The 1,884-nt window shown below is 62.6% G+C and carries 2 protein-coding genes; both read right to left on the reverse strand.

All coding sequences use genetic code 11. The annotated features are described in order from the left end of the window. Positions 1-441: hypothetical protein (locus tag A3728_RS12800; protein WP_150120778.1), on the reverse strand; the 441-nt coding region annotated here is incomplete at its 3' end. A 264-nt stretch (positions 442-705) separates the two neighbouring features. Further along, the gene (tuf, locus tag A3728_RS12805; RefSeq protein WP_067924358.1) at positions 706-1,881 is read right to left on the reverse strand and encodes an elongation factor Tu; all 1,176 of its coding nucleotides are present in this window, start codon (positions 1,879-1,881) and stop codon (positions 706-708) included. Positions 1,882-1,884: the final 3 nt, after the last annotated feature.

Below are 1,884 nucleotides of genomic sequence, written 5' to 3' on the forward strand. Positions count from 1 at the left end.
TATACCGGCGTGATAAGTATAGCCGTTCTTCTTCTTAAGGATGCGGCCCAGCACGATCTGGGAATCGATCATGCCCGAAAGCGCCTGTTTCTCGCTCGTCAGAATGGTCTCGAGGATCCCAGCACCCTCTTCCCGCCCAAGGAAAATCTTGCTTGGCCAATCATCCGCGTTGCTGATCCGGGGAAACAGGGCCAGTCCGGCGGTAAAGACGCTCGCGGCGGCAAGGCCCAAAGACACGAGATACGGAATGAGCGGCAGGATGGCCGGGTCCATCGATTTGCCAACCTCCAGCAGGTAGGCAATGAAGGCGACGCCGCCACCCGCCAGCAAGGTGGCCCGCCGGTCAGCCGCATCGATCCTCCCGGCCATGTAGAGCACGAATGGCGTCAGCAGGGATGCCGCGAGCTGTGCCGAAACGGCTTCTTCCTTCTGATCGCTCATACCTGCCTGCTTTGCTCCCATCCTGAAGTTATTCGCGTGGCCCCGCCATTGCTTGGCCATAAAAGCGACGGGAAGCTTTTAACGCAACTTCCAACCGCCAAAGCCTACCAAAATTTATCGAACTGCCCCCCCTTCCAAATGGCAAATCATCCCGGGGGTCCGGGGGCAGCGCCCCCGGCCTCGCCCGGCATCCAGCAACGCAAAAGGGCCACCCCCACTGGGGATGGCCCTCTTTCTGTCTGACAGGCGGTAGGCCCTTAGGGCTTACTCGGTGATCTTGCTCACAACGCCGGCGCCCACGGTGCGGCCACCTTCGCGGATGGCGAAGCGCAGACCGTCTTCCATCGCGATCGGCGCGATCAGTTCCACGTCGAACTGCAGGTTGTCACCCGGCATCACCATCTCGGTGCCTTCGGGCAGCTGAACCGTGCCGGTCACATCCGTAGTGCGGAAGTAGAACTGCGGGCGGTAGTTGGCGAAGAACGGCGTGTGACGGCCACCCTCTTCCTTGGTCAGGATATAGGCCTCGGCAGTGAACTTGGTGTGGGGCTTCACGGAGCCGGGCTTGCACAGCACCTGGCCACGCTCGACGCCTTCACGGTCGATACCGCGCAGCAGCGCGCCGATGTTGTCGCCCGCTTCACCACGGTCCAGCAGCTTGCGGAACATCTCGACGCCCGTGCAGGTCGTCTTCTTGGTGTCGCGGATGCCGACGATCTCGATCTCGTCGCCCACGTTGATCACGCCACGCTCGACGCGGCCCGTCACAACCGTGCCACGGCCGGAGATCGAGAACACGTCCTCGACCGGCATCAGGAAGGGCTGGTCCACGGCGCGCTCGGGCGTCGGGATGTAGTTGTCGACCTCTTCCATCAGCTTGCGGATGGAGTTTTCACCGATCTCGGGGTTCTCGCCGTTCATCGCCGCCAGCGCGGAGCCGGGAATCACGGGAATGTCGTCGCCGGGGTACTCATAGGAGGACAGCAGCTCGCGGATCTCCATCTCCACCAGCTCGAGCAGTTCCTCGTCGTCCACCTGGTCGACCTTGTTCATGTAGACGACCATCGCCGGGATGCCGACCTGACGGCCCAGCAGGATGTGCTCGCGGGTCTGGGGCATCGGGCCGTCGGCCGCGTTCACCACCAGGATCGCGCCGTCCATCTGCGCCGCACCGGTGATCATGTTCTTCACGTAGTCGGCGTGGCCGGGGCAGTCCACATGCGCGTAGTGGCGTGCTTCGGTCTCGTATTCCACGTGCGCGGTGGAGATCGTGATGCCGCGGGCCTTCTCTTCGGGCGCGCCGTCGATCTGGTCGTAGGCGCGGAAGTCGCCGAAGTACTTCGTGATCGCCGCCGTCAGCGTCGTCTTGCCGTGGTCAACGTGACCGATCGTGCCGATGTTTACGTGCGGCTTGTTACGTTCAAACTTTGCCTTTGCCATGGT

It is taken from the genome of Sulfitobacter sp. HI0040, assembly GCF_001634885.1.
GTDB lineage: Bacteria > Pseudomonadota > Alphaproteobacteria > Rhodobacterales > Rhodobacteraceae > Sulfitobacter.